Source organism: Pantoea sp. R102 (assembly GCF_004916815.1).
GTDB lineage: Bacteria > Pseudomonadota > Gammaproteobacteria > Enterobacterales > Enterobacteriaceae > Pantoea > Pantoea dispersa.
In genome coordinates, this window is record NZ_SDFT01000072.1 from 1 (window position 1) to 24,385 (window position 24,385).

At 57.5% G+C, this 24,385-nt stretch carries 24 protein-coding genes and 1 pseudogene; 9 read left to right on the forward strand and 16 right to left on the reverse strand.

The window, feature by feature from the left end; all coding sequences use genetic code 11:
* The 3 genes and pseudogenes from ERD80_RS22850 to dnaB all read right to left on the reverse strand — a co-directional run.
* Positions 1–398, reverse strand: a pseudogene (locus ERD80_RS22850) (hypothetical protein); the annotation flags it as partial.
* A gap of 9 nt (positions 399–407) precedes the next feature.
* Positions 408–899 carry an Lrp/AsnC family transcriptional regulator gene (locus ERD80_RS09195; RefSeq protein WP_132465725.1) on the reverse strand — a complete coding sequence of 164 codons (492 nt, stop codon included), beginning with the start codon at positions 897–899 and terminating at the stop codon, positions 408–410.
* A 128-nt stretch (positions 900–1,027) separates the two neighbouring features.
* Entirely contained in the window at positions 1,028–2,434 is a 1,407-nt protein-coding gene (dnaB, locus tag ERD80_RS09200; protein WP_021507851.1) for a replicative DNA helicase, read from the reverse strand.
* Positions 2,435–2,507: 73 nt separating this feature from the next.
* Here dnaB and ERD80_RS09205 point away from each other — a divergent pair, with 73 nt between their 5' ends.
* Positions 2,508–3,491, forward strand: coding sequence for a quinone oxidoreductase (locus ERD80_RS09205; RefSeq protein WP_058774935.1), 984 nt, complete (start codon positions 2,508–2,510; stop codon positions 3,489–3,491).
* 190 nt (positions 3,492–3,681) lie between these two features.
* Here ERD80_RS09205 and pspG read toward each other — a convergent pair whose 3' ends face one another.
* The 3 genes from pspG to traF all read right to left on the reverse strand — a co-directional run bounded on the left by pspG (position 3,682) and on the right by traF (position 6,491).
* Positions 3,682–3,948 carry an envelope stress response protein PspG gene (pspG, locus tag ERD80_RS09210; RefSeq protein ID WP_058770016.1) on the reverse strand — a complete coding sequence of 89 codons (267 nt, stop codon included), beginning with the start codon at positions 3,946–3,948 and terminating at the stop codon, positions 3,682–3,684.
* A 209-nt stretch (positions 3,949–4,157) separates the two neighbouring features.
* Entirely contained in the window at positions 4,158–5,153 is a 996-nt protein-coding gene (gene dusA / locus ERD80_RS09215) for a tRNA dihydrouridine(20/20a) synthase DusA (RefSeq protein WP_104187837.1), read from the reverse strand.
* Between the two features lie 90 nt (positions 5,154–5,243).
* On the reverse strand, positions 5,244–6,491 hold the full coding sequence (gene traF, locus ERD80_RS09220; RefSeq protein WP_136546652.1) for a conjugal transfer protein TraF: 1,248 nt from the start codon (positions 6,489–6,491) through the stop codon (positions 5,244–5,246).
* A gap of 448 nt (positions 6,492–6,939) precedes the next feature.
* Here traF and zur point away from each other — a divergent pair, with 448 nt between their 5' ends.
* Complete coding sequence (gene zur / locus ERD80_RS09225) at positions 6,940–7,461, forward strand: zinc uptake transcriptional repressor Zur (RefSeq protein ID WP_088515725.1); 522 nt, start codon at positions 6,940–6,942, stop codon at positions 7,459–7,461.
* Between the two features lie 70 nt (positions 7,462–7,531).
* On the opposite strand, the gene ERD80_RS09230 is transcribed toward zur, so the two are convergent.
* The 4 genes from ERD80_RS09230 to ERD80_RS09245 all read right to left on the reverse strand — a co-directional run bounded on the left by ERD80_RS09230 (position 7,532) and on the right by ERD80_RS09245 (position 10,446).
* On the reverse strand, positions 7,532–7,744 hold the full coding sequence (locus ERD80_RS09230; RefSeq protein WP_021507857.1) for a CsbD family protein: 213 nt from the start codon (positions 7,742–7,744) through the stop codon (positions 7,532–7,534).
* 159 nt (positions 7,745–7,903) lie between these two features.
* The gene (gene dinF / locus ERD80_RS09235) at positions 7,904–9,229 is read right to left on the reverse strand and encodes an MATE family efflux transporter DinF (protein ID WP_058757602.1); all 1,326 of its coding nucleotides are present in this window, start codon (positions 9,227–9,229) and stop codon (positions 7,904–7,906) included.
* Positions 9,230–9,357: 128 nt separating this feature from the next.
* Positions 9,358–9,972: a transcriptional repressor LexA gene (gene lexA / locus ERD80_RS09240; protein ID WP_031279762.1), complete on the reverse strand. Its 615-nt coding sequence runs from the start codon at positions 9,970–9,972 to the stop codon at positions 9,358–9,360.
* Between the two features lie 105 nt (positions 9,973–10,077).
* The gene (locus ERD80_RS09245; RefSeq protein ID WP_021507859.1) at positions 10,078–10,446 is read right to left on the reverse strand and encodes a diacylglycerol kinase; all 369 of its coding nucleotides are present in this window, start codon (positions 10,444–10,446) and stop codon (positions 10,078–10,080) included.
* A 125-nt stretch (positions 10,447–10,571) separates the two neighbouring features.
* Between ERD80_RS09245 and plsB the strand changes: the two genes are divergently transcribed.
* Positions 10,572–12,995: a glycerol-3-phosphate 1-O-acyltransferase PlsB gene (gene plsB / locus ERD80_RS09250; protein WP_059009901.1), complete on the forward strand. Its 2,424-nt coding sequence runs from the start codon at positions 10,572–10,574 to the stop codon at positions 12,993–12,995.
* Positions 12,996–13,129: 134 nt separating this feature from the next.
* Here plsB and ubiA read toward each other — a convergent pair whose 3' ends face one another.
* The 4 genes from ubiA to ERD80_RS09270 form a co-directional block, all read right to left on the reverse strand.
* Positions 13,130–13,996 (reverse strand): 4-hydroxybenzoate octaprenyltransferase, encoded by an 867-nt coding sequence (gene ubiA, locus ERD80_RS09255; protein WP_176428066.1) that lies wholly within the window; start codon positions 13,994–13,996, stop codon positions 13,130–13,132.
* Between the two features lie 24 nt (positions 13,997–14,020).
* The gene (gene ubiC / locus ERD80_RS09260) at positions 14,021–14,539 is read right to left on the reverse strand and encodes a chorismate lyase (protein ID WP_010616617.1); all 519 of its coding nucleotides are present in this window, start codon (positions 14,537–14,539) and stop codon (positions 14,021–14,023) included.
* A 92-nt stretch (positions 14,540–14,631) separates the two neighbouring features.
* Complete coding sequence (psiE, locus tag ERD80_RS09265; RefSeq protein WP_010616618.1) at positions 14,632–15,042, reverse strand: phosphate-starvation-inducible protein PsiE; 411 nt, start codon at positions 15,040–15,042, stop codon at positions 14,632–14,634.
* Positions 15,043–15,112: 70 nt separating this feature from the next.
* Positions 15,113–15,811, reverse strand: a complete 699-nt coding sequence (locus tag ERD80_RS09270) for a UTRA domain-containing protein (RefSeq protein ID WP_058770010.1) — start codon at positions 15,809–15,811, stop codon at positions 15,113–15,115.
* A 226-nt stretch (positions 15,812–16,037) separates the two neighbouring features.
* Here ERD80_RS09270 and ERD80_RS09275 point away from each other — a divergent pair, with 226 nt between their 5' ends.
* The 6 genes from ERD80_RS09275 to ERD80_RS09300 all read left to right on the forward strand — a co-directional run bounded on the left by ERD80_RS09275 (position 16,038) and on the right by ERD80_RS09300 (position 22,417).
* Positions 16,038–17,099, forward strand: a complete 1,062-nt coding sequence (locus tag ERD80_RS09275) for an ABC transporter substrate-binding protein (protein ID WP_136546654.1) — start codon at positions 16,038–16,040, stop codon at positions 17,097–17,099.
* Positions 17,100–17,240: 141 nt separating this feature from the next.
* Positions 17,241–18,050 carry an alkaline phosphatase family protein gene (locus tag ERD80_RS09280; protein ID WP_058770008.1) on the forward strand — a complete coding sequence of 270 codons (810 nt, stop codon included), beginning with the start codon at positions 17,241–17,243 and terminating at the stop codon, positions 18,048–18,050.
* A complete protein-coding gene (locus ERD80_RS09285; RefSeq protein ID WP_021507865.1) occupies positions 18,050–18,901 on the forward strand; it encodes an ABC transporter permease subunit in 852 nt (283 codons plus the stop codon). The genes ERD80_RS09280 and ERD80_RS09285 overlap by 1 nt, the downstream gene beginning before the upstream one ends.
* A gap of 1 nt (position 18,902) precedes the next feature.
* Positions 18,903–19,688, forward strand: a complete 786-nt coding sequence (locus ERD80_RS09290) for an ABC transporter permease (protein ID WP_021507866.1) — start codon at positions 18,903–18,905, stop codon at positions 19,686–19,688.
* 2 nt (positions 19,689–19,690) lie between these two features.
* Positions 19,691–20,683 carry an ABC transporter ATP-binding protein gene (locus ERD80_RS09295; protein ID WP_136546656.1) on the forward strand — a complete coding sequence of 331 codons (993 nt, stop codon included), beginning with the start codon at positions 19,691–19,693 and terminating at the stop codon, positions 20,681–20,683.
* Between the two features lie 108 nt (positions 20,684–20,791).
* Entirely contained in the window at positions 20,792–22,417 is a 1,626-nt protein-coding gene (locus ERD80_RS09300; RefSeq protein ID WP_031279764.1) for a Na/Pi cotransporter family protein, read from the forward strand.
* An 81-nt stretch (positions 22,418–22,498) separates the two neighbouring features.
* Here the strand turns inward: ERD80_RS09300 and gntU are convergent, their stop codons facing one another.
* Entirely contained in the window at positions 22,499–23,839 is a 1,341-nt protein-coding gene (gntU, locus tag ERD80_RS09305) for a gluconate transporter (protein WP_021507994.1), read from the reverse strand.
* Between the two features lie 2 nt (positions 23,840–23,841).
* Entirely contained in the window at positions 23,842–24,378 is a 537-nt protein-coding gene (gene gntK / locus ERD80_RS09310; RefSeq protein ID WP_010615889.1) for a gluconokinase, read from the reverse strand.
* Between the last annotated feature and the right edge of the window lie 7 nt (positions 24,379–24,385).

Sequence of the window (24,385 nt, forward strand, 5' to 3'; positions counted from 1 at the left end):
AACGAGAGCGGCGACAGGTAGCTGATGAGAAAAGCCACGCCCGCCGTACCGCCGGTCAGCGCGCCCGCCTGTTTCAGCAAAATGACGCCAAACGACACCATCAGCGTGCCAAGCACGATAGCCAGCGCATCTTCTGTACGGGTGTGGGGAATGCGGGAAGGTTGTACAGCGTTATCCATGGCGCGATCTCTTTGCAAATGATGGCGTTCATTTGCAAAAAACGCACCACATCGGAGGCTTCCTGTCGCCGCCGATGGGTGCCAGCGATTATCCAATTGATAACTAAGGCGCTTTATTGCAGGTTTATGTGCATCAATCTGCTGTAAAATAATCGATTCATGCACAAATTCGGTTTCTGGTGCGCGCTTTGCGCGAAAAACGGCACAAATCTGCACCACACTGGCACATCATGCACTCTTTTGGCGCATTTTGTGCTCGGGGATCATCATCAAGCCGTTCTCTTTTAAACGGTTGAGTACCACCGAGGTTTTCACGTGGGCCACGCTTTGATGGCCAGCGACGAGCTGACTGATCAGCGCGCTCAGCGCCGCTAAATCGGCCACCGCGACTTTTAACAGATAGTCGGCGTCACCAGTGGTTTTGAACGCGTCGACAATCGCCGCTTCCTGCTCCACCATGCGGTGAAAACTCTCTTCGTAATCGGGCGTGTGATTTTTTAGTCGCACCTCGATCAAGCCGACCATACCCAGCCCTACCGCGTCCGGCGAGAGCCGCGCGTGATAGCCGAGAATAAGATTTGCCTGTTCGAGATTAATGCGCCGGCGTGAACATTGCGACGCCGAAAGTCCGACTAAATCACTGAGTTCCTGGTTGGTAAGGCGGCCGTTAGATTGTAGTAGTGTCAGTATCTTAAGGTCGTAATCGTCTACCTGAGTCATTCTGTGTCCACAGCGTTATAGGATTCGCTTTGCTACAGATAACCTGATAATTGACGAGGTTGTCCAACACTATTTTCTGATGACGTGAAATGCATGCACAAATCGTGCATGCAACTGTGGAAGCGCGATTATTCGTCGTCGTATTGCGGTCCGGCGTAGTTATCAAAGCGTGACCACTGGCCATTGAACGTCAGACGTACTGTGCCGATCGGACCGTTACGCTGTTTACCAATGATGATCTCGGCGATGCCTTTCAGATCGCTGTTTTCGTGATATACCTCGTCACGATAGATGAACATGATCAGGTCCGCATCCTGCTCGATCGAGCCCGATTCACGCAGATCCGAGTTAACCGGACGCTTATCGGCGCGCTGCTCCAGCGAGCGGTTAAGCTGCGACAGCGCCACCACCGGTACATTAAGCTCTTTCGCCAGCGCTTTAAGCGAGCGTGAGATCTCGGCAATCTCCAGCGTACGGTTGTCGGAGAGCGCCGGTACGCGCATCAGCTGCAGGTAGTCGATCATGATCATGCTCAGGCCGCCGTTTTCACGGAACACGCGGCGCGCGCGTGAACGCACTTCGGTTGGCGTCAGGCCGGACGAGTCATCGATGAACATGTTCTTCTTTTCTAACAGGATGCCCATGGTGGCCGAGATGCGCGCCCAGTCTTCATCCTCCAGCTGACCAGTACGGATGCGCGTCTGATCAACGCGCGACAGCGAGGCCAGCATACGCATCATCAGCTGTTCGCTGGGCATCTCGAGACTGAAAATCAGCACCGGTTTGTCTGTCAGCATGGCGGCGTTTTCGCACAGGTTCATGGCGAAAGTGGTTTTACCCATCGACGGACGCGCCGCGACAATGATCAGATCTGAGCCCTGCAGACCGGCGGTTTTCTTGTTGAGATCCTGATAGCCGGTATCGACGCCGGTCACGCCATCGTGCGGCGTTGACACCAGCGCTTCAATGCGCGATACCGTCGCTTCGAGGATTTGCTCGATATTTTGCGGGCCTTCATCCTTATTGGCGCGCTGTTCGGCAATTTTAAAAACGTTGGATTCAGCGAAATCCAGCAGCTCTTCGCTACTGCGGCCCTGCGGATCGTAACCGGCGTCAGCGATCTGATTGGCCACCGAAATCATCTCACGCACTACCGCACGTTCACGCACGATGTCGGCATAAGCACCGAGGTTTGCCGCACTTGGAGTATTTTTTGCCAGCTCGGCCAGATAGGCAAAGCCGCCCGCCATCTCCAGCTCACCGCGCGTTTCCAGCGACTCTGACAGGGTGATCAGATCGATAGGCTGACCGGCTTCCAGCAGGCGCTGCATTTCGGAGAAAATCATGCGGTGCGAGCGGTTGAAGAAATCTTCCGCGACCACGCGCTCGGAGACGTTATCCCAGCGTTCGTTATCCAGCATCAACCCACCGAGCACCGACTGCTCCGCTTCGAGAGAGTGCGGCGGCATTTTCACGCCTTCGAGCTGCCGATCGCGGGGTTCGTTCGATTTGTTGGTGGGTTTATTTCCTGCCATAGTGAATGCATTACCGATCGTGAAAGGGACGCGCAAGTATACCGTCCCAGGATGAACAATCACAGGAGTCAGAATGGCAAAGCGAATTCAGTTCAACCAGCACGGCGGCCCGGAAGTATTGCAATGGGTCGATTTCACACTAGCCGATCCCGCCGACCATGAAGTTCAGGTGGAGAACAAGGCGATTGGTATTAACTACATCGATACCTACGTGCGCAGCGGATTGTATCCGGTCTCCTCGCTGCCGTCCGGCCTGGGCACTGAAGCGGCAGGCATCGTGAAAAAAGTGGGCAGCGCGGTTTCGCGTTTCAAGCCGGGCGATCGCGTGGTGTACTGCCAGGCCGCGCTGGGCGCCTACAGCGAGCTGCACAATGTGGCGGAAGATCGGCTGGTGATTCTGCCGGACAGCATCAGCTTTGAGCAGGCTGCGGCCTCCTTCCTCAAGGGCCTGACGGTGCAGTATCTGCTGCGTCAGACGTACAAAGTAAAAGCCGATGAAATTTTCCTGTTTCATGCCGCCGCGGGCGGCGTGGGCCTGATTGCCTGCCAGTGGGCGAAAGCGCTGGGCGCGCATTTGATTGGCACCGTCGGTTCTGCGGAGAAAGCGCAGATCGCCAAAGATGCCGGTGCCTGGGCCACCATCAATTATCGCGAAGAGGATATCGCCCAGCGCGTCAGCGAACTGACCAACGGTGAAAAAGTGGCGGTAGTGTACGACTCAGTGGGCAAAGATACCTGGGAACCCTCCCTCGACAGCCTGCGCCGCCACGGCCTGATGGTGAGCTTTGGTAATGCCTCCGGCCCGGTGACCGGCGTTGACCTCGGCATTCTCAACAAGAAAGGCTCGCTGTTTGTCACCCGCCCATCCCTGTTTGGCTATATCACCAACCGTGAAGAGCTCGATCGCGCCAGCGGCGAACTGTTTTCGCTTATCGCCAGCCGCGCTATTCAGCTTAACGTGCCGGAGCAGCAGAAATTTGCCCTGAGCGATGCAGTGCGTGCGCATCAGGTGCTGGAGAGTCGTGCCACTCAGGGTTCCAGCCTGTTGATTCCCTGATAGCAGAAATGATGAAGGGCTTCCCGAAGGAAGCCCTTTTCTTCTTTTTTATAGTTCGCGCTGGTGTAGGGACAGCGGCGATGAATTCGTCTGAATTTCTTTACCTATCCTGACAGAAAACATAAGTAAAAAATATGTTTAATTGCGAATTCGTACTAAGCAATCACCAACTCTGTGATCGTAACCGCATTTAGCGCCAGCTTCTCTTCTCTAAGTCGCTGATTTTCCTTTTCAGCCGGTTAAGTTTCACTTCTCCCTGCGGCGTGGTAAATGCGCGATACAGCCACACGGCGACCACCGCCAGCACCAGCCACGGCAACAATTTTATAACAAGCGCAAACAGCCCACCGAGAAACATCACCACCGTGGCCACCAGCAGCGCGGCGATCACGCCCAGCAGCGATACGCCTGTCAGCAGCAGCATCATAAAAAAGCCGATAACGAATAATATTTCCACGAGCGCTCTCCTGTATCAGTAATGCAGAAGGTATTACAAGATACGTGCCAGGTCGTAACGATCGCTAAGCCATTGAATTATCGCTTAGATGCAAGACGGAGGGGACGTTGATTTGGTGAAATTGACTAACTGCTGGTGAATTAAAAACCGCACGATGAAACCGTGCGGTTCAAACCGTCCTGCCAGCCTGACCAGGCCGGCTCGCGTGATCAGGCTTCCTGCACAATGCGGTCGGCCACCAGCGCCAGCGCCGCTTCCAGCACGCGGACGTCGGCGCCCGGTTTGTGGGCATTTTCGCTCAGGTGACGGCGCCACTGGCGCGCGCCGGGAATGCCCTGGAACAGGCCCAGCATGTGGCGCGTAATGTGTCCCAGATAGGTGCCCTGTGCCAGTTCGGCTTCGATGTAAGGGTACATGGAACGCACCACGGCGACCGGATCGGCCACCGGTGTCTCGCGGCCAAACAGCTGGCGATCAACCTGCGCCAGAATGCCGGGATTTTGATAGGCCTCGCGCCCCATCATCACGCCGTCCAGGTGCTGCAGATGCGCTTTGGCCTCTTCAAGCGTCTTAACGCCGCCGTTGATTGCCATGGTCAGCGCCGGGAAATCCCGCTTCAACTGGTAAACACGCGGATAATCGAGCGGTGGAATTTCACGGTTCTCTTTCGGGCTGAGACCCGACAGCCACGCTTTACGCGCATGAATAATGAACGTATCACAACCGCCCTGCTGCGCCACGGTGCCGACAAAATCGCACAGGAAGGCGTAGCTATCCTGGTCGTCAATACCGATGCGGGTTTTCACCGTGACCGGAATGCTGACCACATCGCGCATCGCTTTGATACAGTCCGCGACCAGCGCCGCCTCACCCATCAGGCACGCGCCAAAACGGCCGTTCTGTACCCGATCGGACGGACAACCGACGTTCAGGTTGATCTCATCGTATCCGCGCGCTTCTGCCAGCTTTGCACAGGTTGCCAGCGCAGCCGGATCGCTACCGCCCAGCTGCAGCGCCAGCGGATGCTCCGCCTCGCTATAGGCCAGATAGTCGCCTTTGCCGTGGATGATGGCGCCGGTGGTTACCATTTCGGTGTACAGCAGCGTGTCGCCGCTCAGCTGACGGTGAAAATAGCGACAGTGACGGTCGGTCCAGTCCAGCATCGGGGCGATGGAGAAACGTTGCGAAGAGAATGTATCGGTCATGAAACGCAGTAAATCCGCAGTTAAGTGATGAGAAACTGCGCAATGATATCACAGCTGTGACGGGCGACACAGCCGCCCGTCATCGTGTGGTCAGAAGTTAAACCCGAGCTGCACCATGGCGCCCCAGGTATTGTCTTTGCCGACCGAACCGGCCAGGTCCAGATGCACCGCATTGTTGAACGGCGACACGCCGAGACCGGCCGTAAATACATCGGTGTCATTCGACTTCATATCCGCGCGATAGCCGGCACGCAGCGCCAGCCAGTCCAGCACGCGATATTCACCACCCACGCCAGCGTACTGACTGCTCTCCTGCGATTTAAAACGTTTGTTTTCCGTCAGATCAACATCGCCGGTCAGGGTAAAGGGTCCGCGATTCCACGCCAGTCCGGTAGTTACCAGCGGGCGAATCTGATACGTATCGCGATAGCCGTTAACCTCTTTGGTGTCGATATCGCGCGAGACCAGGTTCTGCCCGGTCACGCCGAAGGTCCAGTTCTCCGCGAAGTCGGTAGCGATACCGGCATCGACGTTGAAACCGGTATCGGTGCTGCGATAGCGGCTGTCGTTAATATCATTCTTGTCGTAGTTATAAACGCTGGCGGTGTAGTTATACAGCCAGGTCTTCTGCAGCTTTGGCGTGACGCCAACGGAGACCGGGTGACCGGCGATAGTGAACTCATGTGCCATTGCGACGCCGTAATCGGTGATCAGCGCAGCCAGGCCGTTGGCGCTGGAGCGCAGATTATTTTGGTCGCCCGGCAAGGGAATGCGTCCATTTGCGACCTGATCCAGATAATCGATATCGCTCTGTACCACGTTAGCGCGGATATGTGCCGTGCCGTAGGCTTTGGTGATGAAGGCGAAAGGAAGGGTCTCGTTGGGAATGCTGACGGCTAACGCCACGCCTGCGGTGCCATTCGCTTTATCACCGCGCAGATCGCGCAGCTGATTGGCCATATCACCTGCCGCCGCTCTGACCTGAGGCGCGCCATTGATGATCTCCGGCAGCGTGATGTTGTTGATCACGTCACGATAGCGGTCCACCGTATCAGTAATTTCGTCTACGCGATCCACTAATTTGTCTTTGTCAGTAATCTGCACACCGGCTGAAGGAAAAATGATGCTGACGTTATCTTCAGGCTGCGCTTTGGTCATCAATGCCGGGTTAGCCAGCACTGCCGAGCTCCAGGTTGAGGAAGCGACACCGGTTCCCCCCATGGCATCGTTACGCGCATCGTACCAGGTGCCAGCAGCAAATGCTGATGAGGTAACAAATACCGCATTAAAACCAACAACATAAGAAATTTTCTTGCGTCTGAATAATGTCTTCACCATGAGTCTGCCATCACCTTTTACTTGTCGTGGACTGTCTCTACGACGGAATAGTTTATTAGCCCTATTCTGAACGCTGGCTAACGCTTTATTGCTGTGAATTGAAAGGAATTAGCATTGCTATTCGCAGAATTGGTCACGCCCGCACCATTCTGCTGTTGTTTTATGCAGAAATATGAACGTCAGCTAAATTGATGCCAGAAATTACTTAAAACCTTTTGAACCATAGCCACTAAGTCAGTGAGTTGCAAAGCAAAAAGATGGGTTAACCTGTGAGAAAAAACTCAGGAAGGAAAAGCATGGCTTAACAGAAGGACGTACCAAGGGCCAACGCGGCAGATAAGTGGCTGAAAGCCAGACATTTCCTGGATGATATAAGGTAAAAAAGCAATGGCAGCAGCGTAAAAGTTTGTGTGATAAAATAACATCACCCATCACCTGGAGAATGCTTATGCCAAACCTCACGCCCGAACAACTGCTCACGCAGGCTGAATCTCTGTGCCTTGACCGTGGCGTGCGCCTCACTACGCAGCGCGCAGAAGTGCTGCGCCTGATGGCGGAGCAGAACGGTTCCATTAGCGCTTACGATTTGCTGGACCAGCTGCGCATCAGTGAACCCCAGGCGAAACCACCGACTATTTATCGCGCGCTGGATTTCCTGCTGGAGCAGGGGTTTATTCATCGGGTGGAGTCAAATAACAGTTATGTGGTGTGCCACCATTTCGACGAGCCGGCGCACACATCGGTGATGCTGGTGTGCGACAACTGTGCCGCCGTCAGTGAGAAGCACGCGCACGGCGTGGAAAAGATCATCGCCGGGTTGGCCGATCAGGCGGGTTTTACCTTACGTCATAGCGTTATTGAGGCGCACGGCCTGTGTGAAAACTGTGCCGAAGTGGCGGCCTGCACACAGCCGGGTAGCTGTCAGCACGATCATGAAGTGGAAAGTAAGAAGAAGGTGCGTAAAGGGTAACTGGCACGTCCGTGTGCCAGGCCGATCGTAACGATCAGCGGGTAGGAGCATCATCCTTAAAGCGGGAGACTTACCAGCGGTAATCTTTGTTTTGACTTTCCCAGTCTTTCAATTCACGTTCAGCTTCATCTTTGGCGTAACCGTAACGTTCCTGGATTTTACCCACCAGCTGATCGCGTTTCCCTTCGATCACGGTCAAATCGTCATCGGTCAACTTGCCCCATTTCTCTTTAAACTTCCCTTTAAACTGCTTCCAGTTTCCGCTCGCTTCGTCTTTGTTCATAACAATCCTCCACGTCTTCCTGAGTGAGATGGTTTATTTCTCATGTAATGCCGGAAATAACCATATAACGCGCTACTTATCTGCGCCGTTTGAGATAATTATAGTAGCCGCTTCGGATTGTGCACGGAATTACAGATTATTCTGGTGCCTGCGCTGCGCTTATGGCTGACTAAACCAGCTGTCACGCTGCCAGTGGCGGCGCCACATCCATCCCAGCGTCAGGCCGCGCAGCGCCAGAAACACCGTGATCGCCAGCCATAAACCGTGATTCCCTAACCACGGCAGCGTTAGTAAAGTGATGCCAAAACCGGCTGCGGCCATGATCATGCTGTTACGCATTTCGCGGCCGCGTGTCGCGCCGATGAACATACCGTCCAGCAGATAACACCAGACGCCGATCAGCGGTAAAATTACCTGCCACAGCAGAAAGCGATCGGCCATCTCACGCAACGGCTGCAGCGAGGTAAGCAGCGCAACAATGTGCGGGCCGCTGAGCGCATAAATAAGCGCAAACAGCAGCGCAACGATACCCGCCTGACGACAGGCGGCATGCCAGATCAGCAGCAGCCGGCTGCGATCTTTTGCCCCTACCGCTTCACCCGAGCAGGCTTCCACCGCGTAAGCAAAGCCGTCCAGCGCATAGGCAGTAAACGTCAGGAACATCAACAGCACCGCATTAACCGCGACCACATCCGGTCCGATGCGTGCACCCAGCAGGGTCAGCGAGGCGAAGCAGATCTGCAGCATGAGCGAGCGCAGCATGATGTCGCGATTAAGGCGAAATAACCGCGCCGCGTCACCGCGCCAGCTGTTTTTCAGTAGTTTGAAATCGATGCCGCGCAGTTTCAGCACACGCGCCACCATCCATAATCCCACTGCCAGCGTCACGTATTCGGCCAGCGCCGTGGCGGCGGCGGCACCGGCAACGCCCCAGTGCAATTTCAGCACCAGCAGCAGATCGAGCAGGATGTTGACCAGGTTTCCGACAATCAGCAGAACCATCGGCGCACGCGCATACTGCACGCCCAGCAGCCAGCCGAGAATCACCAGGTTAGCCAGCGTAGCCGGTGCGCTAAGCCAGCGGATTTCAATGAAGATCTGCGCCTGCTGCTGGACTTCCGCGCTGCCGCCCATCAGCGTTGCCGCCAGGCTACTGGCAGGAGAACGCAGCAGCGCCAGCAACAACCCGGCGGCGAGGGCGATCAGCAGCGGCTGCATCAGTGCGCGCGCCAGTGCCTGTTTATCGCCGGCCCCGAATGCCTGCGCGGTTAAACCGGTGGTGCTCATACGCAGAAACAGCAGCAGCATAAAGATGAAGCTGGTTGCCGTGGTGCCTACGGCCACGCCGCCGAGGTAGATCGGGCTATCAAGATGGCCAATCACGGCGGTATCGACCACGCCGAGCAGCGGCACGGTGATATTGGAGAGGATCATTGGCAACGCCAGTCGCCACAGCGCTTTATCAGAAGAGGAAAATAGCTGCATCAGCCCCATCCCGAGGGTTACGGTGGTCGGCCTGAGCGAGCGCCTTACGGGCCGGGAACAAAAGTATGATTAAAGCAGACTGCGGCCAGCGCGCGTGCGCCGCCGCAGCGGGGGAGATCAACCGGGTTTCAGAGCCACTCGCCGTTGCGCACGATGCCTACGGCCAGCCCTTCCACGGTCAGCGACTGTTCACGGGTATCCACGACAATCGGCTGGAAATCATTGTTTTCCGGCAGCAGCTGGACAATCGCGCCCTGCTTCTTCCAGCGTTTCACCGTGACTTCATCATCGATACGCGCAACCACCACCTGGCCATTGCGCACTTCCTGCGTTTTATGCACCGCGAGCAGATCGCCGTCCATAATGCCGATATCTTTCATCGACATACCGCTAACGCGCAGCAGGAAATCGGCAGAGGGTTTGAACAGGTTGGCGTCGACCTGATAGTGGGCTTCGATATGTTCCTGCGCCAGCAGCGGTTCGCCGGCGGCGACGCGACCGATCAGTGGCAGCCCTTCACTCGCCTCTTCTTCCATCAGCAGGCGGATACCGCGCGATGCACCGGAGACGATTTCAATGACACCTTTACGCGCCAGCGCTTTCAGGTGCTCTTCAGCAGCGTTAGGCGAGCGGAAGCCCAGTTGCGAAGCAATTTCAGCACGCGTTGGCGGCATGCCGGTCTGATTAATATGGTCGCGAATCAGGTCATAGACCTGTTGCTGCCTGCTGGTTAACGCTTTCATCCCGCCCCCTGGTTGTTTATACAGTCGCTGTGAGTATATACAGGTATTGGCGAAATGAAAACCGAAACAGAGGGAAAAATCAGCGGCTTGATGAATGTGGAATGTTTATCGCAAATGCGACCAAAGCAGCGCGATCCAGACAAACAGAGCCAGTAAGATAGCCAGCAGTACCGCCGCCGAGCCCATGTCTTTGGCGCGTCCCGCCAGCGGATGGCGCTCCTGACCGATGCGGTCCACCACGGCTTCGATGGCACTATTAAGGATCTCAACAATGACCACCAGCACCACCGAGCCAATCAGCAACACACGCGTGATGGCATCGACATCCAGCCAGCAGGCAATGGCAACCGCGACCAGTGCGGCAATCGCCTCCTGGCGAAAAGCGGCTTCATGCTGCCAGGCAGCGCGCAGCCCCTGCCAGGAATAACCGGCGGCTTTAATGATTCTCAGGAAACCGGTGACGTTATTTGCCATGTTGTGGAACCCTTAACTGTTTTTGACGTCAATGTCTGGGCGCGCGAGGTGGCACAGCCACAGATCTTCGCCGCACTTTCTGGTATGCTTGCCGCGCTTTGCTAACAAGAGGCTTCAAGTTGTCTATGTCAGGTTGGCGTAAACTCTATTACAAATTGTTGAATTTACCACTCTCTATTTTGGTAAAAAGTAAGGTCATTCCGACCGATCCGATCTCGGAACACGGTATCGATCCGACCCGTCCGGTGATGTATGTTTTGCCTTATGATTCAAAGGCGGACTTGCTCACGCTACGCGCACAGTGCCTGAAGCACGATCTGCCGGATCCGCTGGCGCCGCTGGAGATTGACGGCACCCTGCTGCCGCGCCACGTATTTATTCACGATGGGCCGCGCGTCTTCCCCTATTTCGTGGCGAACCCGGAGTCGGTCAAGCTGTTCCATGACTATCTCGATCTGCACCGCAACAATGCGGCGCTGGACGTACAGATGCTGCCGGTTTCCGTGATGTTTGGCCGGGCGCCAGGCCGTGAAATTCAGGGCGAACCGACGCCACATCTGCGTATTCTTAACGGTATACAGAAGTTCTTTGCCATCCTGTGGCACGGCCGCGACAGCTTTGTCCGCTTCTCACCCACGGTTTCACTGCGTCAGATGGCCACCGAACACGGTACCGATCAGTCGATCGCGCAGAAGCTGGCACGTGTCGCGCGCATTCACTTTGCCCGCCAGCGGCTGGCAGCCGTCGGCCCGCGTCTGCCGGCACGCCAGGATCTGTTCAACAAGCTGCTGCAATCCAAAGCGATTGAGAAAGCGGTTGAAGACGAAGCGCGCAGCAAGAAGATTTCGCATGAAAAAGCGCAGCAGAACGCCATCGAAATGATGGAAGAAGTGGCGGCGGATTTCTCGTACGAAGCGATCCGCGTGACTGACCGTGTGATGGGCTGGCTGTGGAGTCGGCTCTATCAGGGCATTAACGTGCACGGCGGCGAACGCGTGCGCCAGCTGGCGCAGGATGGTCACGAAATTGTTTACGTGCCCTGCCACCGCAGCCACATGGATTATCTGCTGCTGTCCTACGTGCTCTATCATCAGGGCCTGGTACCGCCGCACATTGCTGCCGGTATCAATCTCAACTTCTGGCCAGCCGGACCGATTTTCCGTCGCCTCGGTGCCTTCTTTATTCGTCGTACCTTCAAAGGCAACAAGCTCTACTCCACGGTGTTCCGCGAGTATCTGGGCGAGCTGTTCAGCCGCGGCTATTCGGTTGAGTATTTTGTTGAAGGCGGGCGCTCACGTACTGGCCGTCTGCTCGACCCGAAAACCGGCACGCTGTCGATGACGTTACAGGCGCTGCTGCGCGGCGGCAGCCGTCCTATCACCTTTGTGCCAATCTACATCGGTTATGAGCACGTGATGGAAGTCGGCACTTATGCCAAAGAGCTGCGCGGTGCCGCAAAAGAGAAAGAGGGCTTTATGCAGATGGTGCGCGGCCTGCGCAAGCTGCGTAACCTCGGCCAAGGCTATGTGAACTTCGGTGAGCCGCTGTCGCTGGTTAACTATCTCAACAAACAGGTTCCGGAGTGGCGTGAAGCGATTGACCCTATTGATCCTCAGCGTCCGGCGTGGATGACGCCGGTGGTGAACGATATCGCGGCACGTCTGATGGTACGCATCAACGAAGCCGGCGCGGCCAACGCCATGAACCTGTGCGTGACCGCGCTGCTGGCATCGCGCCAGCGTTCGCTGACGCGTGAACAGCTGACGGAACAGCTGGAGTGCTACACCCAGTTGCTGCGCAATGTGCCGTACTCACCCGAGTCAACCGTGCCGGATCTCAGCGCTGAAGCGCTGCTCGATCACGCCATGGGCATGAACAAGTTCGAGACCGAGCAGGACAGTATTGGCGAGATCATCATTCTGCCGCGCGAGCAGGCGGTGCTGATGACCTACTATCGCAACAACATCCACCATATGCTGGTGATGCCGTCGCTGATTGCCGCTATCGTGCAGCAGCATCGGGAGATCAGCGAGGCGGAACTGCTGCGTCAGGTCAGCCTGGTCTATCCAATGCTGAAGAGCGAACTGTTCCTGCGCTGGGACAGTGCCGAACTGCCGGCCCTGCTGAATGCGCTCTGCGCCGAAATGGCGCGGCAGGGGCTGATCACCGTACAGGAAGGCCAGCTGAAAATGAGTGCGGCACGTTATCGTACGCTGCAGCTGCTGGCGGCCGGGATTCGTGAAACGCTGCAGCGTTTCGCCATCACCTTCGCCATTCTCAGCGCCAAGCCGACCATTAACCGTGGCACGCTGGAGAAAGAGAGCCGCACGCTGGCTCAGCGTCTGTCAGTGCTGCACGGTATCAATGCGCCGGAGTTCTTCGACAAGGCGGTCTTTACCGCGCTGGTGCTGTCGCTGCGTGATGAAGGCTATATCAGTGATTCCGGTGATGCGGATGCTGAACGTACCAATATGATGTGGCAGATGCTGGCCGAACTGGTCACCAGCGATGTCCGTCTGACCATTGAGAGTGCCGTGGCGCACGACTAATGGGCGACTGAAAACCACGGCGCATCTGTCACACGCCAGATTGCGCCGCGGTTTCATTTTCAGAATTCAGGCGCGAAAAGAACGCGCTTCCCACTGCGGCGACCGGCACGCCGCCGGGGTTAATCACCCCACCATCAGAACAGCGCAACAAACGGCTGGGTATTAAGCAGCACGCCAATAAACAGCACCAGGCCAACGTAGTTGTTGTTGAGGAATGCCTGGAAGCACAGCTCACGTTCACGCCCGGCAATCAGTTTCTGCTGATGCACAAACAGCCCGCCCGCCAGCAGCAGCGACCAGTAAAACGCACCGTTCAGATGCAGTAAAATGCCCACCAGCGCCATCAGGCCCAGCGCGGCCAGCTGTAACAGCCCGATAATCAGCTTGTCGTAACGCCCGAACAGAATCGCCGTCGATTTCACGCCAATCTTCAGATCGTCGTCGCGGTCAACCATGGCGTACTGGGTGTCATAAGCCACCGTCCAGCAAATATTGGCGAGAAACACCAGCCAGCAGACAAAGGGTAAGGACTCACTAACCGCCGCCCAGCCCATCGGAATCGCCCAGCCAAACGCTGCGCCCAGCACCACCTGCGGCAGATGGGTATAGCGCTTCATAAAGGGATAAACCCACGCCAGCGCCAGCCCGCCAAATGACAGCAGAATGGTCATGCGGTTCATAGTCAGCACCAGCAGGAACGCCAGCAGACCGAGGCCGGCGAACAGCAGCTTCGCCTCTTTCTCCGTTACCGCGCCGCTGGCTAACGGTCGCGCGGCGGTGCGTTTCACGTGGCCGTCGACGTTACGGTCGGCATAATCGTTGATCACGCAGCCCGCCGCACGCATCACAAACACGCCGAGGACGAACACCACCAGCACCGACAGCGGCGGAATCGCCATGCCGGATAGCCACAGCGCCCACAGTGTCGGCCACAGCAGCAGCAGCGTGCCAATCGGTTTATCAATACGCATCAGGCGACTATAGGCCTGCCATTTGCTCATGGTTAAAGTCTTTTGCACGGGGCATTATCCTTGCTTCAGCGCGCGGTACAGCGGCGACGCCGGTAAAAACAGTTCAGTTAACAGCAGCGGTTTGCCGGACAGGCGCAGCCGCGAGCGGCGTCCCCACAGGTCATCAATCTGGCCCGGATCGATAAAATCGCGGCTCAGCGTCGAGGAGGAAAACAGGTAGCGTCCCAGTGGCCGCGTGCCGAGATTTTGCAGCATCTGTTCCGGGCCGTTCAGCGTGCTCTCCGGCACCACGGTTCGGCCAATCAGCCAGGGTTCATTGTCACCGCACAGCACGATTTCACGCAGCCAGAAGCGCGTGTCGGCAGGCAGAAACGCCGCTTCCTGCGGCATCTCATCGGCGGTAATGAACGCTTCCCGCAGCAGTTGTACGGTAACCTGCTGGCAGTGCTGCTCAAAGCGGCGCGTCATTGAGTCTTCTTCCAGCAGCCAGTCAAGCAGCGGCGGTGAAAGTAACGGGGAAGAGGCTGGCAGCCAGTGCAGTGCGCGTAACTGGCGCAGCGCGTCATGCGACATCAGGACATCTCCGGTAAAAAAGTTGCCCTAGTGTAGCGCACCGCGCTCAGCGTGACACATCTGCTTGTGCCACGCTGGCGTCGCGGGAGGAATTACTCGCGTTTCAGGCGGTTACTGTTGGCCAGCCACAGCGTCACCACCAGAATCAAAATGGCCGCCGAGTAGCACAACGTATCGAAAGGATTTTTATGGTCGACAATGATCAGACGAATAATCGCCGTGATCCCGATATAGACGAAGTAGCGCAGCGGAAAGTGATAGCCGGACTGAAAGTACTTCACAATCAGCGCGATAAACTCGAAATAGAGAAAGTAGATCACAATGCCTTCGATCAGCAGATACGAGGACGCCTGCTCACCGGTACTGAACAGCACATTCGCCAGGTGAATGGTCTCTTTACCGAGAAACACCACCAGAATAACGGCCAGAATCACCAGGCCAATGTTCAGTACCCACTGTAATACCGAAGCAATAAGCTGCCCCGCCGCTGGTTTTGTTGTCATTATTTTGCGCCTCAGATGACGAGATTCTTCTGGCGCTATCATGCTGTAATGTGATCTAAATCACAATACATCACACCTCAACATCAACGCACAGCGCGTCATAACGCCAGTACTCGCAGTCGCAGTCAATCACCCGCTTATGCTGGTCACGGTTGATACGCGTAATCAGCAGGCCGGGCGTACCGCTCGCCACGTTCAGTGCGGGCGCCGCCCGCGCCGGAAGCGGACCGGGCATAATGGTAAACCGTGCGCCGCCGTAGTGAATGCCGTAGCGCTGGTCATACAGATCGGTCAGCGAGCGGGTGAGATCTTCACGCAGCAGACCGGGAAAGAAGGCCGGATTGAGGTAATGCTCGACGTACAGCACCGCGCGGCCATCAATGCGGCGCAGGCGGCGAATGCGGTACACCTGATCGCCTTCCAGCAGTTGCAGATGACGCGCAATCGCCAGCTGCGCCGGCACCTCGCGCGCCTCCATCACCTCAGTGCTGGCAATACGCCCCTGCTGCAGCGCCATGGCGTGAAAGTGGCTGTGATGTGCCGGGTTATAGATGAGGCGCGGCGGCGCAATAAACCAGCCGCGCCGCAGTTCGCGGTAGATGACGCCCTGCGCTTCCAGCAGGCCAAGCGCTTCACGAAGCGTGATGCGCGTGGTGGAATATTGTTCGCTCAACGCGCGCTCGGCCGGCAATCGTCTGGTGACAAACTCTCCGTTTTCAATCCGTTCGCATAGTGCGGCAGCGATCACATCTGCGGTTTTCGACGACATTTTTTTCAGCCTCATTTTGGGGCAAATCTGCACTATGACAGTTCGATGACTACAATGTGACAAGGCACATCCCACGCTTTAGCGCGCTGTAACCGCATGTGGAACGACGCGCCACATCCCATTTCAACACCCCGGTCATAAAACCTTCATCTATCCGGGCTACATTGGCTCGGTTCTTGCTGGACTAGACCACGACGACCCACAACTTACACCCGGAGCAACCGAGATGAAAGCGTTTATCTCTTCTGTAGTAGCCAGTGCCGTTCTGCTTGCGCTGCCCGCCGCGCATGCCGCCGATAACGATGTTGCCGCGCTGGAAAAAGCCGCGCGCGCCGAAGGCCAGGTTAACAGCGTCGGTATGCCTGACACCTGGGCCAACTGGAAAGATACCTGGAACGATCTCAGCACCAAATACGGTCTCAAGCACAGCGATACCGATATGTCTTCGGCGCAGGAGCTGGCGAAGTTTGCCGCCGAGCAGGATAACGCCAGCGCCGATATCGGCGACGTGGGCGCCGCTTTCGGTCCGATTGCCGTCGCCAAAGGCGTGGCGCAACCCTACAAACCGACGCACTGGGATCAGATTCCGGCATGGGCGAAAGACGCCGATGGCAACTGGATGCTGGCCTACACCGGCACCATCGCTTTCCTGATCGACAAGCAGCAGGTGAAAGACGCACCGCACAGCTGGGCCGATCTGAAAAAAGGTAAGTATGTGGTCACTATCGGCGACGTCGGCACGGCAGCTCAGGCGGCAAACGGCGTCCTCGCCGCCAGCTATGCGCTGGGCGGTGACGAGAAGAACATCAAGCCGGCGCTGGCGTTCTTTGGCGAGCTGGCGAAACAGGGCCGCCTTGGCGTGACCGACCCGATGATCGCCAACATCGAAAAAGGTGAGATTCAGGTCGCCGTGGTGTGGGACTTCAACGGTCTGAACTACCGCGATCAGATTGATAAAAATCGCTACGAAGTGGTGATTCCGTCGGACGGGTCCGTGACCTCTGGCTACACCACCATTATCAACAAATACGCCCGCCACCCGAACGCGGCGAAGCTGGCGCGTGAATACATTCTGTCGGATGAGGGCCAGATCAACCTGGCGAAAGGTTATGCGCGCCCGATTCGCGCCGAGCATTTAACGCTGCCGGCAGACGTGCAGGCCAAACTGCTGCCGCAGTCCGAATATAAAAATGCCCGTCCGATCAAAGATCAGGCTGCCTGGGATAAGACCTCAAAACTGCTGCCGCGTCTGTGGCAGGAGAATGTGGTTATTAACATGAAGCAGTAACGCAGACGTTTTGCCAGTCGCACATACCGTAGCGGCGCGATGTATCGCGCATCCGTTTTCCGGCAATGCGCAATACATTGCGCCGGTACCTATCACCAATTTTTACAGGGTGCGCATTCATGCGCACCTGAGGGAGCGGGGATGAAAACAATCCTGGTGGTACTCGATGGGCTGAGTAATCAGGTAGCGCAGCACGCCATGGGCTATCTGTTTGCCGAATGCAAACAGGGCAACGGCCACTATTACACGTTAACCTGCGAACTGCCGTCGCTGTCGCGTCCGCTGTACGAATGCATTCTGACCGGCATTCCACCGGTGCGCAGCGGCATCATTCACAACGGCGTCAATCGCCTGAGCAATCAGCGCAGCATCTTTCACTACGCGCGCGACGCCGGACTCACTACCGCCGCTGCCGCTTATCACTGGGTGAGCGAACTGTATAACCGCTCGCCGTTCAACGCCGCGCGCGATCGCCACACTAACGCGCCCGACCTGCCGATCCAGTACGGCCATTTCTACTGGGACGACGGTTACCCCGACTCGCATCTGTTCGAGGATGCCGAAAGCCTGCGCCTGCAGCACGATCCCGATTTCCTGCTGATTCACCCAATGAACATCGACGATGCCGGGCACAAGCACAGCCTGTCATCACCGCAGTATCGTAACCGGGCACGAATGGCGGATGGCTATCTGTCGCAGTGGATGCCCGGCTGGCTGGCCGCCGGTTATCAGGTTATTGTCACTGCCGACCACGGCATGAACGACGATCGCTCGCACGGCGGTATTCTGCCGGAAGAGACGCAGGTGCCGCTGTTTGTTTTTGGCCGCGGCTTCTCGCTGCAGCCCGACCTGGAGCCGCAGCAAACCGACCTGTGCGGCACCGTCTGCACCCTGCTCGGCGTCCCGCACGACAAACCGCTGTGTCGCGGTCTGCTGGCGGAGCCGCGCTGATGAAGGGCAAAACCCTGGCCTCGCTGCTGCTGCTGCCGTTCGTGCTGTTCTGGATCGCCTTCCAGCTCGCGCCGCTGCTGTGGATTGCCATCAACAGCTTCTGGAGCGATATCAATGAGCGCTGGGGCATCGACAACTACAGCGATATCCTCACTTCACCGTTCTACCTGCAGGCTTTTCGCCTGTCGCTGGATATTTCGCTGTGGTCGAGCGTTTACGGCCTGCTGATCGCGCTGCTTGCCGGTTATTCGCTGCACAAGCTCGGCACCGGGCGTTTTCAGCGCTTTTTGCTGTCGTTCACCAATATGACCAGCAACTTCGCCGGCGTGCCGCTGGCCTTCGCCTTTGTCATCCTGCTCGGACTGAACGGCTGCCTGACGCTGCTGCTGCGTCACTACGGCTGGCTGGACAGCTTTAAGCTGTTTTCGCGCGACGGCATGGTGCTGGTTTACACCTGGTTCCAGATTCCGCTCGGTATTCTGCTGCTCTACCCGGCGTTTGACGGGCTGCGGAAAGACTGGGAAGAGTCGGCGGCACTGCTCGGTGCCAGCCGCTGGCGCTACTGGTGGCACATCGGCCTGCCGATTCTGTTTCCGGCGCTGCTCGGCACCTTTGTGATTTTGCTGGCCAACGCGCTGGGCGCCTACGCCACCATTTACGCGCTGACTACCGGCAACTTCAACGTGGTGCCAGTGCGCATCGCCGCGCTGGTGTCAGGCGATATCTCGCTCGATCCCAATACCGGCGGCGCGCTGGCGATGCTGCTGGTGCTGATTATGGCGCTGATTACCGTGGTGCAGCAGTATCTGGTGCGTCGCAGCTATCTGCATGCCCGCGTACAGGAGTCCTGACATGTCTCGCGTCGAAAAACTCTACCATCGCCTGATTGTCTGGCTGCTGCTGATCGTGCTCGCCGCACCGCTGCTGGCGACGCTGCTGTACGGCATCTCCAGCGAGTGGAGCGATACCATTCTGCCGCAGGGCTTTACCCTGAAGTGGCTGACGCAGTTGTGGAGCGATCCGCGCTTCCTCACCGCGCTCGGTCATTCGCTGCTGATCTGCGTGGGTGCGCTGCTGTTCTCCCTGCTGCTGGTGCTGCCTGCGATGTTTGTAATCGCTTACTACTATCCAAAACTGGACGCGGTGATGAACGTGCTGATTCTGATGCCGTTTGCCGTGCCGCCGGTAGTCTCGTCGGTCGGGCTGCTGCAGCTCTACTCCTCGGGCCCGCTGATACTGACCGGCACGCCATGGATTCTCATCGGCTGTTACTTCACCATTGCGTTGCCGTTTATCTACCGCGCCATTGCCAACAATATGCAGGCCATCAACCTGAAAGAGCTGATTGACGCGGCTCATCTGCTGGGCGCCAGCACCTGGCAGGCAGCCCTGTTTGTGGTGCTGCCAAATCTGCGCAAAGGGGTGTTCATTGCCGTGCTGCTCTCCTTCTCCTTTCTGATTGGTGAGTTTGTCTTTGCTAACCTGCTGGTCGGCACCCGCTATGAAACGCTGCAGGTTTATCTCTACAACATGCGCAACGGCAGCGGGCATTTCACCAGCGCGCTGGTGATCTCTTATTTTGCGGTTGTCCTGCTGGTCACCTGGCTGGCCAATGCCCTCAATCCTGAACGAGGCTGACCATGAGTTACCTGAACGTTACCCAACTGAATAAAAGCTACGGCCCGACCACCATTTTTGAAAACATCGATTTCAGCGCCGACGAAGGTGAGTTTGTCACCCTGCTCGGCCCGAGCGGCTGCGGCAAGTCAACACTGCTGCGCTGCATCGCCGGCCTGACCGATGTCGACAGCGGCACCATTCTGCTGCAGGGCCAGGATCTGGTGCCGCTGCCGCCGCAGAAACGTACCATTGGCATGGTGTTCCAGAGCTATGCGTTGTTTCCGAATATGACGGTAGAGAAGAACGTCGCGTTTGGCCTGAAGATGCAGAAACTGCCCGCCGGTGAGATTCAGCAACGCGTGATGGAAGCGCTGGCGCTGGTGGAACTGGCCGACTTCGCGCGCCGCTATCCGCATCAGCTGTCGGGTGGTCAGTGTCAGCGCGTGGCGCTGGCGCGTTCGCTGGTGACGCGGCCGCGCCTGCTGCTGCTGGATGAACCGCTGTCGGCGCTGGACGCCCGCATTCGCCGCCATCTGCGCGAGCAGATTCGCCACATTCAGCAGGAGCTGAAGCTGACCACCATTTTTGTCACCCACGATCAGGAAGAGGCGCTGACGCTGTCGGACCGTATTGTGCTGATGAATCGCGGTCGCATTGTGCAAAACGGCAACGCGGAAACGCTCTATACCCAGCCGGTGGATCTGTTCGCCGCGGGCTTTATTGGTAACTACAACCTGCTGAGCGCCGAACAGGCAACGCAGCTGACCGGCCAGCCGTTCAGCAGCCAGGTGGCGATTCGTCCGGAATCCATCCAGCTGTGCGCACCGCAGGCAGGCATCGCGGCCACCATTCTCAGCCATAGCCTGCTCGGGAACGTGATCCGCTATCGCGTGCTGGCGAATCAGGTCGAGTTGTCGGTGGATGTGCTCAACCGCAGCGTGGCAGATTTACACCCCGCCGGCATGCAGATTGGACTACAGTTAGAGATGTCGACGTTGCGCCAGGTCGCTTAAATTAAACGAAAAATTGGCAACGCAGCGCGACGCAGGTATTTATCGGCTGTGCTTATCGCCAGGCAGGCAGCCGCCTGTTTTCTGCCTGGCGCATAGGAGCCTTTATTCGTGCTAACCCTGCTTAACCTTCTCTCCGCCGTCGCCCTGCTGGTATGGGGCACCCACATTGTCCGCACCGGCGTGATGCGCGTATACGGTGCCGATCTGCGTCGCGTGTTAAGCCGCAGCGTGGAAAAAAAACCGATGGCGTTTCTTGCCGGGATTGGCGTTACCGCGCTGGTGCAGAGCAGTAACGCCACCACGTTATTAGTCACCTCGTTTGTGGCGCAGAATCTGGTCAGCCTGACGCCCGCGCTGGTGGTGGTGCTGGGTGCCGACGTCGGTACCGCCATCATGGCGCGCATCCTGACCTTCGATCTCTCCTGGCTGTCGCCGCTGTTTATCTTTTTTGGCGTGGTATTTTTCCTCAGCCGCAAACAGACGCGCGCCGGTCAGATCGGACGCGCGGCCATCGGCCTCGGGCTGATTCTGCTGGCGCTGCAGCTGATTGTCGCCGCCGCCAAACCCATTACCCAGGCCGCCGGCGTGCAGGTACTGTTCTCCACGCTGACCGGCGATATCATGCTGGATGCGCTGATTGGCGCGGTATTCGCCATCATCAGCTACTCCAGCCTGGCCGCGGTGCTGATTACCGCCACGCTGACCGCCACCGGCGTTATCTCGTTCAAAGTGGCGCTGTGTCTGGTGATTGGCGCTAACCTCGGCAGCGGCTTGCTGGCGATGATCAACGCCAGCGGATCGAATGCTGCCGGCAAGCGGGTGGCGCTCGGTAGCCTGTTGTTCAAGCTGATTGGCAGCATCGTTATTTTGCCGTTTGTCGATTACATCGCCGATCTGCTGGATAAGCTCCCGGTTAACGATGAAGAGATGGTGATCTTCTTCCACGTGTTCTACAACCTGGTGCGCTGTCTGGTGATGGTGCCGTTTGCCGAACCGATGGCGCGCCTGTGCCGCCGCATGATCGCCGACGATGCGGAAAACCAGACCCATCTCAAACCTAAGCACCTCGACAGCAGCGCGCTGGATACGCCGGCGCTGGCGCTGGCCAACGCGGCGCGGGAGACGCTGCGCATTGGCGATGTAGTGGAGCAGATGCTGGAGAGCTTCAACAAGGTGGTGATGGGCGAACTGCGCGAGGAGCGCGCAGTGCGGCGGCTGGATGATGATGTGGATGTGCTGTACACCGCCATTAAGCTCTATCTGGCGCGCATGCCGAAGGAGGATCTGGCGGAAGAGGATTCACGCCGCTGGGCCGAGGTGATTGAGATGGCGCTGAATCTGGAGCAGGCAGGCGACATTATCGAGCGCATGAGCGCCGACGTAGCGGACAAATCGCTGCAGGCGCGCCGGGCGTTTTCGCCGGAAGGGCTGGAAGAGCTGAATTCGCTGCAGGAGCAGGTGTTAAGCAACCTGCGCCTGAGCCTGTCGGTGTTTCTGTCGCACGACGTCACCAGCGCGAAGCGTCTGCGCCGTGCCAAGCACCGTTTCCGCATCCTGATTCGCCGTTATTCCCACGCCCACGTCGAGCGCCTGCATCGGCAGAATGTGCAAAGCATCGAAACCAGTTCGCTGCATTTAGGTTTGCTGGGAGATATGAAGCGCCTGAATTCGCTGTTCTGTGCGGTGGCGTACACCGTGCTGGATCAGCCGGACGATGAGCGCGAGGTGGATTAATCATTTTTACAACGCGCGATAAATCGCGCCGCTACAGGCTGTGCATTAATCTGTAACGGCGCAATTTATTGCGCATTGCCATTACGACAACAAACTAAACGCGATCATCCCGACGATGGCGCCGGTGGTGCCGAGAATCGTCTCCATCAGCGTCCAGGTCTTCAGCGTCTCGCCTTCGGTGGCACCGGTGAAGCGGCCGAACAGCCAGAAACCGGCATCGTTGACGTGGCTGATAATAATCGAGCCGCCGCCGATGCAGATCGACAGCGCCGCCAGCTGCGCACCGCTGTAATGCAACGGTTCAATCACCGGCATCACCAGTCCGACGGTGGTTAAACAGGCCACCGTGGCCGAGCCCTGAATCACCCGAATCGCGCCGGAGAGAATAAAACAGGCCAGCGCAATCGGCATGCCGGCACCGGTCAGCGCGTGGCCCAGCACCGGGCCAACGCCGGAATCCACCAGCACCTGCTTGAACACGCCGCCCGCACCAATCACCAGCAGAATAATCCCCGCCGGCTGCAGCGCACTGCCGCATACCTGCATCACCTTCTCTTTATCCATGCCCTGACGGTAAGCCAGGCCGTAAATCGCTACCAGCAGCGCCAGCAGGATGGCGGTAAACGGATGGCCGATAAACTCCAGCCACGCATACAGACGTGAATCCGGTGTGGTAAAGCGCGCGCCGATGGTTTTCAGCCCGACCAGCAGCAGCGGGAACAGAATCAGCGACAGGCTAAAGCCAAACGACGGCAGCTGGCCCTCGCTGACGTCCGGCTGATGATCTTCCGGCGGCGCGCTGAACGTCACATGGCGCGCAATCAGGTTGCCGAACAGCGGACCGGCAATCAGCATGCCGGGAATCGCCGCGCATAGCCCCAGCAGGATCATCCAGCCAAAGTCAGCGTGCATCTGCGCCGCCAGCAGCATCGGTGCCGGTCCGGGCAGCAAAAAGGCCGCCGCGGCGGCGACGCCGGCAAACAGCGGGATCACCAGTTTGACCAGATTATCGTGGGTACGGCGTGCCACGGCGAAGGCGATGCTGATCAACAACACCACGGCCACTTCAAAGAACAGCGGCAGCGCACAGATCAGCCCGGCAATGCCCATCGCATAGTGCGCGCGCCGCTCGCCAAAGGTTTTCAGCATGCGAATGGCGATCTGATCGACCGCACCGGTTTCGTGCAGAATTTTGCCGAACATGGCACCCAGCGCCACCACAATGGCGAGAAAGCCGAGCGTGCCGCCCATGCCTTTTTGCATGGTCTCGGCAATTTTATCCAGCGGCATACCGGAGAACAGACCGGCACCCATCGACACTAACATCAGGGCGACAAAGGCGTGCATACGCGCTTTCATCACCAAAAACAGCAGCAGCAGGACAGAGCCTGCTGCGGTTAACACCAGCGTTGCGGTACTCATGACTAGCCCTTGTTGATTGCGCCCTCGATGGTCGCAACCGTGGCCGCAACTACCTCATCCAGTGAGTGATTGATATCGACAACCAGCACGTCCGGCTCGTCGGCACCCGGTTCCTGCAGGGTTTCAAACTGTGTCACCAGCATCTGCGGTTTGAAAAAGTGGCCTTTGCGCGCCTTGAGACGAGACTCGATGGTGGCAAAATCGCCCTTCAGATAGATGAATTTCAGGTTGTGATTGCCCTGACGCAGGATGTCGCGATAGGACTTTTTGAGCGCTGAACAGACGATGATCGAGATCGCCTGGGTGCGCTGCATCGCGAACGCCGCATCATTCAGCGCCTGCAGCCACGGCTGGCGATCGTCGTCGTTCAGCGGATGGCCTTCCGCCATTTTGGTGATGTTGCTGCGCGGATGCAGGAAATCACCATCCAGAAACGCGGTGCTGAGCTGATGAGACACCTGATTGGCGACGGCAGACTTTCCGCTGCCGGAAACACCCATCAGGATAAAGACGTGGTGCGATGGAGATGGCGTGGTCATGGTTTTG

Coding starts and splice junctions, on each gene's coding strand:
- ERD80_RS09195 (WP_132465725.1), bottom strand. CDS start 899: ATGACTCAGGTAGACGATTACGACCTTAAGATACTGACACTACTACAA.
- dnaB (WP_021507851.1), bottom strand. CDS start 2,434: ATGGCAGGAAATAAACCCACCAACAAATCGAACGAACCCCGCGATCGG.
- ERD80_RS09205 (WP_058774935.1), top strand. CDS start 2,508: ATGGCAAAGCGAATTCAGTTCAACCAGCACGGCGGCCCGGAAGTATTG.
- dusA (WP_104187837.1), bottom strand. CDS start 5,153: ATGACCGATACATTCTCTTCGCAACGTTTCTCCATCGCCCCGATGCTG.
- traF (WP_136546652.1), bottom strand. CDS start 6,491: ATGGTGAAGACATTATTCAGACGCAAGAAAATTTCTTATGTTGTTGGT.
- zur (WP_088515725.1), top strand. CDS start 6,940: ATGCCAAACCTCACGCCCGAACAACTGCTCACGCAGGCTGAATCTCTG.
- ERD80_RS09230 (WP_021507857.1), bottom strand. CDS start 7,744: ATGAACAAAGACGAAGCGAGCGGAAACTGGAAGCAGTTTAAAGGGAAG.
- dinF (WP_058757602.1), bottom strand. CDS start 9,229: ATGCAGCTATTTTCCTCTTCTGATAAAGCGCTGTGGCGACTGGCGTTG.
- lexA (WP_031279762.1), bottom strand. CDS start 9,972: ATGAAAGCGTTAACCAGCAGGCAGCAACAGGTCTATGACCTGATTCGC.
- ERD80_RS09245 (WP_021507859.1), bottom strand. CDS start 10,446: ATGGCAAATAACGTCACCGGTTTCCTGAGAATCATTAAAGCCGCCGGT.
- plsB (WP_059009901.1), top strand. CDS start 10,572: ATGTCAGGTTGGCGTAAACTCTATTACAAATTGTTGAATTTACCACTC.
- ubiA (WP_176428066.1), bottom strand. CDS start 13,996: ATGAGCAAATGGCAGGCCTATAGTCGCCTGATGCGTATTGATAAACCG.
- ubiC (WP_010616617.1), bottom strand. CDS start 14,539: ATGTCGCATGACGCGCTGCGCCAGTTACGCGCACTGCACTGGCTGCCA.
- psiE (WP_010616618.1), bottom strand. CDS start 15,042: ATGACAACAAAACCAGCGGCGGGGCAGCTTATTGCTTCGGTATTACAG.
- ERD80_RS09270 (WP_058770010.1), bottom strand. CDS start 15,811: ATGTCGTCGAAAACCGCAGATGTGATCGCTGCCGCACTATGCGAACGG.
- ERD80_RS09275 (WP_136546654.1), top strand. CDS start 16,038: ATGAAAGCGTTTATCTCTTCTGTAGTAGCCAGTGCCGTTCTGCTTGCG.
- ERD80_RS09280 (WP_058770008.1), top strand. CDS start 17,241: ATGAAAACAATCCTGGTGGTACTCGATGGGCTGAGTAATCAGGTAGCG.
- ERD80_RS09285 (WP_021507865.1), top strand. CDS start 18,050: ATGAAGGGCAAAACCCTGGCCTCGCTGCTGCTGCTGCCGTTCGTGCTG.
- ERD80_RS09290 (WP_021507866.1), top strand. CDS start 18,903: ATGTCTCGCGTCGAAAAACTCTACCATCGCCTGATTGTCTGGCTGCTG.
- ERD80_RS09295 (WP_136546656.1), top strand. CDS start 19,691: ATGAGTTACCTGAACGTTACCCAACTGAATAAAAGCTACGGCCCGACC.
- gntU (WP_021507994.1), bottom strand. CDS start 23,839: ATGAGTACCGCAACGCTGGTGTTAACCGCAGCAGGCTCTGTCCTGCTG.
- gntK (WP_010615889.1), bottom strand. CDS start 24,378: ATGACCACGCCATCTCCATCGCACCACGTCTTTATCCTGATGGGTGTT.